Origin of the sequence: Nocardiopsis potens DSM 45234 (assembly GCF_000341105.1) — a bacterium.
In the GTDB taxonomy this organism is placed as follows: domain Bacteria; phylum Actinomycetota; class Actinomycetes; order Streptosporangiales; family Streptosporangiaceae; genus Nocardiopsis_A; species Nocardiopsis_A potens.
Map to the genome: position 1 here is coordinate 1 of NZ_ANBB01000104.1, position 6,623 is coordinate 6,623.

5 protein-coding genes are annotated in these 6,623 nt (G+C 76.3%); 3 read left to right on the plus strand and 2 right to left on the minus strand.

Annotated features, from left to right (window positions below):
• The first annotated feature begins 753 nt into the window (after positions 1-753).
• Positions 754-1,437, plus strand: a complete 684-nt coding sequence (locus tag D459_RS0129945; protein ID WP_017596678.1) for a hypothetical protein — start codon at positions 754-756, stop codon at positions 1,435-1,437.
• A gap of 115 nt (positions 1,438-1,552) precedes the next feature.
• Positions 1,553-2,290 carry a class I SAM-dependent methyltransferase gene (locus D459_RS0129950; RefSeq protein ID WP_017596679.1) on the plus strand — a complete coding sequence of 246 codons (738 nt, stop codon included), beginning with the start codon at positions 1,553-1,555 and terminating at the stop codon, positions 2,288-2,290.
• 371 nt (positions 2,291-2,661) lie between these two features.
• On the opposite strand, the gene D459_RS37460 is transcribed toward D459_RS0129950, so the two are convergent.
• Positions 2,662-4,236: an OmpA family protein gene (locus D459_RS37460; protein WP_017596680.1), complete on the minus strand. Its 1,575-nt coding sequence runs from the start codon at positions 4,234-4,236 to the stop codon at positions 2,662-2,664.
• A 93-nt stretch (positions 4,237-4,329) separates the two neighbouring features.
• Entirely contained in the window at positions 4,330-5,220 is an 891-nt protein-coding gene (locus tag D459_RS0129960) for a LysR family transcriptional regulator (protein WP_017596681.1), read from the minus strand.
• Positions 5,221-5,334: 114 nt separating this feature from the next.
• On the opposite strand from D459_RS0129960, the gene D459_RS0129965 reads away from it, so the two are divergent.
• Positions 5,335-6,546 carry an MFS transporter gene (locus D459_RS0129965; RefSeq protein WP_017596682.1) on the plus strand — a complete coding sequence of 404 codons (1,212 nt, stop codon included), beginning with the start codon at positions 5,335-5,337 and terminating at the stop codon, positions 6,544-6,546.
• Positions 6,547-6,623: the final 77 nt, after the last annotated feature.

Genomic DNA, 6,623 nt, shown 5'->3' on the forward strand with positions numbered 1-6,623 from the left:
AGCCGGTGCCCTCCTCGCCCTCGCCGCCCGTCTTGACCTTCGCTCCGCGAGACGCCGCACCCGACCGGCTGGCCGGTTCCGGCTGCCGCCTTCGCTGCCCGCTTGAACCCCCGCTCTGTGGGGCGCCGGGCTCGGGCGGGGCCTGTATGCACTCTGGGCCTCCGCCGTCTTCGCATGCGGGAGGTGGAGAACCGGGCGGCCTGGAAGTGGTGGGGGAGGGGCTGGAGCACCAGGTTGCCGGAACCGGCCGGAAGGCGGTTGCGCGATCGCGGAATATTGACAACGCGATATCCGGGGTCAATGCTGTGCGCGTCGGCAGTGCACGGCAGGACGGGGGTCCCGCTGCGGGCGGTTCCGCACTCCGCTTCACCACCGGGTCGGCGGCTCGGGCAGGGGGCGGCTGCGGTCGGCCGCAGGGTGTCCGCCTCACCGGAGCCTCCGACCGCGTACCCGGTCCACCGACCTTCACCGGCGGTCCGCGGGGCCAGGCCCCGCCGGCACCGCCACGGCGTTCCGCGGAACGGCCGGTGTTCGCCGCCCGGAGCGGCGTCCCGTCCACACCGGCGGGCTCCGCGGGACGGCGCGGACCGGGTCCCGGAGACGCCCGGTGCGCCTGCGGGGCCCGGTCCCGCGCGCCTCTCGGCTCCCGGAGAGGGGAGCGCCCCCGGTCTTGCTACCGTGCGGAGTGACGTACACGTGCCGCGCCTCTGCCCGCAGGGGCGGGCGCCTCCCTTCGAACCGGAGAGTCCCCCGATGCGCCGCTTCCCGCCGACCGCACCCATCTCCAGGACCGCGCTGCTGGCGGGCGTGCTCGCCGCCTCCGGCGTCCTGCTCGCGGGCTGCGGCGACCTCTCCTTCGGCGGCGACGAGGCCCTCGGCGACCTGGAGCTGCCGGACCTGGGGGCGGTCCTCCCGTCCGCCTCCCCGGAGGCCGAGGAAGAGAAGGCCGCCGGCGACCTGCCCTCCACCTGCGCGGAGGCCGGCGCCGAGGAGCTGGCAGGCGGGTACATCCCGTCCGGCGCCTCGCTCAGCGAGGACGACGGGGCCCCGGAGGGGGCCGGCGAGGACGCCCGGCAGCTCTCCTGCGTGTGGACCGGTTCGGGGGAGGGCGACGGCGGCGCCCCGGTGCTGGCCCTGGTCTTCACGCTCAACGCCGACCCGGCCGACGCCGCGCAGGTGATCCAGGAGGCCGGCGGGGAGAAGGAGGCCAACTGGGAGGTGGACGTCGACGTCTACGGCGACACCTACCACTCCGCCGAGGCCGACGAGCTCGACGGCGAGCTGGAGTACCTGACCACCGCCGCGGGGAACACCCGCTACGTCATCCTGACCCTCCCGGGAGACCTGCACGTCACCGCCTCCGCCCTGAACACCGACGTCGCCCAGGAGGACCTGGAGCAGCTCGCGGTCCAGGCGGCCCAGCGGGTCCGCGAGTAGCGCCCGCCGGGCTCGCGGTCGGCGGTTCCGGCCCGTGCCCGACGGCTCCGGGCGGCGCGGCCCGCACCGGAAAACCCGTCGACAGCGCCGGCCGCCCCGGGTGAGGGTGGGCGGCATGCGACAGGATGAGATCTGGGACACCGAGACCGCCCTGGAGTACGACACCCCCGGCACCGGCATGTTCGCGCCGGAGGCGGTGGAGCCGGCGGTGGACCGCCTCGCCGCCCTCGCCGGGGGCGGCAGAGCGCTGGAGTTCGCCATCGGGACCGGCAGGATCGCGGTCCCGCTCGCGCGGCGGGGCGTGCCGGTCAGCGGCATCGAGCTGTCCCGGCCGATGCTGGAGCGGCTGCGCACCAAGGCGGACGAGGAGGAGATCCCGGTCGTCCTCGGCGACATGGCCACCGCCCGCGCGCCGGGGGAGTTCCGGCTCGTCTACCTCGTCTACAACACCATCTCCAACCTGCTCACCCAGGACGAGCAGGTGGAGTGCTTCCGCAACGCCGCCCGCCACCTGGTCCCGGGCGGGCGGTTCGCCGTCGAGCTGGGCGTCCCCGAGCTGCAGCGGCTGCCGCCCGGCCAGCAGGCCCTGGTCTGGCACTCCGAGGACGGCTACATCGGCATGGACACCTACGACGTGCTGCACCAGCGGCTCGTCTCGCACCACTTCCGGTTCGGCGAGGGGCGGGAGGCGCGGCTCTCCCGCAGCCCGCACCGGTACATCTGGCCGGCCGAACTGGACCTCATGGCCCGGCTCGCCGGCTTCGATCTGGAGTCCCGGCACGCCGACTGGCGCGGGACCGAGTTCATCGCCGAGTCGGGCTCGCACGTCTCCGTCTACCGGCTCCCCGGCTGACCGGCCCCGGGCGGCGGGTCCCCCGCCTGGTTCGTCCCGGTGCACCGATGGGCCGGGACGCCGGACAGGGAGCGGCCGTGTGTCCGCGGCGGTGCGGAGGGGCCGGGCGGTGCCGGTGCCGGCCGGTGCACCCGGCCGTGCTCCGCTGGCCGCCTCCGGGCGGCGGGCCGTCGTCGGCGGACACGCGCAGAGCGGGCCGTCCGGGCGGACCGTCCGGGCGGTCTCCGTGCCCGGAGCGGATGGGAGAGCGCGAGAGCGCGGGCACACGGGAAACGCGGGCACGCGGGAAACGCGGGAGGGCGGGCGCTCCGCAGTGGAGCGCCCGCCCTCCCAAAGGTGCGGCCGGTGCCGGGCAGGGCCGGCGGCAGGGGTCAGTTCTGCACCGGGATGCCCTCCAGCTCGCCGAACGGGCCGGCGCGCAGGGTCATCTCCTCCACGTCGGCGGAGGGCGCCGGGAAGACCGCGACCAGCTCGTAGGTGTTGCCGGGCTGGAGCCGGTGTACCTCCTCGGCGAAGCCGCTGCGCTTGCCGTCGCCGAAGTTCATCTGCGCCACGTAGCGCACCAGGCCCTTCTCCGGCTCCAGGAGCTGGAACCCGCCGAGGGTGCCCTTGCTGAACTGCTCCGGGCCGCCCGCCGGCAGCGCGTCCAGGCCGCCCATGTCCGGGGTGAGCGCCTCGTCGGTGGTGTTGGTGATGTCGACGGTCCCGATCACGTAGGCGCCGTCCCGGCGCAGCGGGTAGACGTCCAGCTTCACGCCGTCCTTCTCCGCGCTGGCCGCCACCGAGCCGTTGTCCGCCTCGAACGGCGCCGGCCAGCTCACGTTCCGGTCGGCCACGCCCAGCCCTTCGCCGTCCGTCTCGTCCTCGGTGTCGGCCTCGCTGGACCGGGTGACGGTGTAGGAGAACTCCACCCGGCGGTTGCGGGCGCGGGCCTGCTCGTCGTCGGGGCCGCCCTCCCGGGCCACCGGCTCCTTGCTGCCCCGGCCCTCCACCACGTAGGAGTAGTCCCCGCCGATCTCCTCCCGGAGCAGGTCGCGCACGGTCTCCGCGCGCTTCTCCGACAGGGTCTGGTTGTAGGCGTCGGTGCCCTTGCCGTCGGTGTGCCCGATGACGGTGATCTCCGGGTCGTCCGGGTCGACGTTGGCCGCCAGCGATGCCGCGGCGCGCCGCACCACCTCCTCGGCCTCGGCGGTGAGCTCGTACTCGTCGAACTCGAACATCACGTCGGAGTGGAGCGAGATGGTCTCGGTGTCGCCGTCGCGGGTGGTGGAGGCGATCTCGGAGTCGACGAAGCTCTCCACCTCGCCCTCGTCGGCGGAGGCGTCCTCGCCGGGCCGCCGGTTCTCGAAGACCAGGTTCTCCCCGCTCGGCGGCGGGTCGTCCGCGGTGAGGTGGTCGGGCCCGTTCGGGTCCTCCGGGTCGGGCCGCTCCTCGTCCACGTCCTGGATCGGGATGCCGGTCATCGCGCCCAGCCCGCTGCCGATGAAGGTGACCTGCTCCACCTCGTCGGGGATGCGCGGGAAGTACCGCCGGTACTCGTTGACCGCCCCGTCGTGCACCGGGTACAGGCCATCGCCGTTCGGGCTGACCGAGCCGTACTTGAGGCCGTCGGCGTCGTGGTACTGCCGCCACACCCGCCCGGACACCGGGTCGACGAGGGTGTGCGCCATGCTCAGGTTCCGGTTGGCGCCCTCGAACCCGTCCGGGTACTCGATCTCGTAGTACATGACGGTGTGGTCGTCGGTGCGCTCCAGCCCGGTGATGGAGAAGCGCATCTCGTCGTCCTGCCCGGTGTCCTGGAAGATGACCCCTTCCTTGGTGTAGGGGAACTCCTCGGTCACCTCGGGCGGCCCGCCGCCCCCGAACCAGCCGGTGCTGCAGCCGCTCAGCAGCAGAGCACCGGAGGCCAGCAGCGCCGTCGCCGAGAGGGCCCTCTTCCGCGCCATGCGGGTGAACTCCGATCAAGTGGGGGACGTGTCGGGGACATCCTCCGCCACCCCCGGGCGGAAGGCGAACCGGGCCGGAGGCGGCGGCTCCGCTCAGTCCCGGGCGGACAGCAGGCGCTCGGCGGCCGCGGCGTAGCGGGCGGCGAGCGGGTGGGAGCCGCTGAGCGGCACCACCACGTGCACCGGGACCTCGGGGGCGTTCTTCAGCCGGATGTACCGGACGCCGGGGTGGGCGTACCGGCGGACCGCCTCCGGGGCGACGCCGACGCCGTGCCCGGCGGCGATCGCCTCCACCCACTCGTCGACGTTGCCCGCGGTGCAGCGGACCGCCGGCCGGGCGTCCTCGGGCCACAGGCCGGGGCGGGCGGTGCCGGTCACGGTGTTCACCACCAGCGGGTGGTCGGCCAGCTCGGCCCAGTCCAGCACCCGGCGCGCGGCGAGCGGCGAGTGCCGGGCGACCGCGGCCACCCGGCGCTCGCCGGAGAGCCGCCGGGCCCGCACCTTCGCGCCGTCCGGGACGTCGCCGCGGACCACCGCGACGTCGGCCTCGCCGGTGTCCAGCCCGGCCAGCGGGCTGTCCCCGCGCACCAGCCGGATCCCCGCCCCGGTCTCCTCGGTGAAGGAGCGGTTCACCCCGGCCCAGCCGTCCGGGAGCTGCCAGCCGAAGCCGAGCCGGAGCACCAGCCCGGCGCAGGGGGCGCGCAGCACGTCGTCCAGGCGGGGCAGGAGCGCGGACAGCTCGGCGTAGAGCCGGCGGCCCCCGTCGGTGAGCTCGACCCTGCGGGTGGTCCGGTCGAACAGCCGGGCGCCGATCGCCTCCTCCAAGGCCCGGACGGTGCGGGTGAGGGCGGGCTGCCCGGTGCGCAGCCGCGCCGCGGCGTAGGTGAAGCTGCTCTCCTCGGCGACCGCCAGGAACGCCCGCAGGTGCCGCAGCTCCACCCCCGGGGTGCCGAAAGCGGCCGCGCCGGACTCCGTCCCGTTCATGCCTCCCGAGCATAGAAGGCCTCTCCGGGGCATTTCCCCGCAGGTCCCGGCGGTGCCTACGCTCGCCCGGCGGTTCCCGGCCGCGGCGGCCGGGACACGGAGTGAGGAGTGCACGTGCGCAGAGTCGCCGTTCTCGCAGCGGGGGCGTTCGCCCTCGGACTCGACGCCTACGTCATGGCCGGGCTGCTCCCGGGGATGGCGCGGGACCTGGGGGCGTCGGAGGCCGCGGTGGGCCAGTCGGTCACCGCGTTCACCCTGGCCTACGCGATCGCCGCGCCGCTGTTCGCCGCGGCGCTCGGCCGGGCGCGCCCGCGCGGCCTGATGGTCGCGGCGCTCGCGGTGTTCACCGCGGGCAACGCGCTCACCGCGGTGGCGCCCGGGCTGGGCGCGCTGATCGCGGTGCGGGCCGTGGCGGGCGCGGGGGCCGGGCTGTTCTCCGCGCTGTCCAGCGCGGCGGCCGCGCGCCTGGTCCCCGCGGAGCGGCGCGGCCGCGCGCTCGCCGTGGTGATGGGCGGGATGAGCGCGGGGACCGTGCTGGGCGTCCCGCTCGGCGTGCTCCTGGCCGAGCAGGCCGACTGGCGGGCCACCATGTGGCTGGTCACGGCGCTGGGCGCGGCCGTCATGGCCGGCACGGCCCTGCTGCTGCCGCGGCTGGAGCCGGCCGGGGCGGCGGCCCCCGCGGAGAGGCGCGCCGCGCTGCTGCTGGACCGCGCGGTCGCCCCCGTGGTGGGGGTCTCCTTCCTGGCCGCGGTGGCCAGCCTCGGCCTCTACACCTACCTGGCGCCGGTCCTCGCCGACGCGGGCGGCGTGCGCAGCGTCGTCCCGCACCTGTGGGCCTGGGGCCTGGGCGGGGTCGCGGGCAGCCTCGTGATCGGCCCGCTCACCGACCGGTTCGGCCGGCTGCGCGGCACGGTCGGGGCGATCATGGCGGTGCTGGTCCTGGCCCAGGCACTGGTGCCGGCCGCCGCGCACCTCCACCCGGCCGCGGCGGCCCTCCCGCTGCTGCTCTGGGGCGCGGTCGGATGGGCCCTGCAGGTCCCGCAGCAGCAGCGGCTGCTGGGCATCGCCGGGGAGCGGCGCGGAGGCGTGGCCGTCGCGCTGAACAACTCCGCCCTCTACCTGGGCAGCGCCACCGGGGCGGCGCTCGGCGGCGCGGCGCTGTCCGCCGGGGTCCCGGCGGGGGTGCTGCCCTGGGCCGCGTCGGGCGTCGCCGCCGCCGGACTGGTGCTGCACCTGGCGACGGCCCGGCCCCGGGCGCGGCTCCGGGCCGGTGCCGGTGCCGGGGTCCGAGAGGGTGCCCGGGAGGGCGCCGCGGAGACCCGCTGAGGCCGGCCGCGCCCCGCGCCGGGCCGGCGGCGCGGGGGGGGGCGGCGGGGCGGGGGCAGTCGCCCGGGCGGCGGGGG

Coding starts and splice junctions, on each gene's coding strand:
- D459_RS0129945 (WP_017596678.1), top strand. CDS start 754: ATGCGCCGCTTCCCGCCGACCGCACCCATCTCCAGGACCGCGCTGCTG.
- D459_RS37460 (WP_017596680.1), bottom strand. CDS start 4,236: ATGGCGCGGAAGAGGGCCCTCTCGGCGACGGCGCTGCTGGCCTCCGGT.
- D459_RS0129950 (WP_017596679.1), top strand. CDS start 1,553: ATGCGACAGGATGAGATCTGGGACACCGAGACCGCCCTGGAGTACGAC.
- D459_RS0129960 (WP_017596681.1), bottom strand. CDS start 5,220: ATGAACGGGACGGAGTCCGGCGCGGCCGCTTTCGGCACCCCGGGGGTG.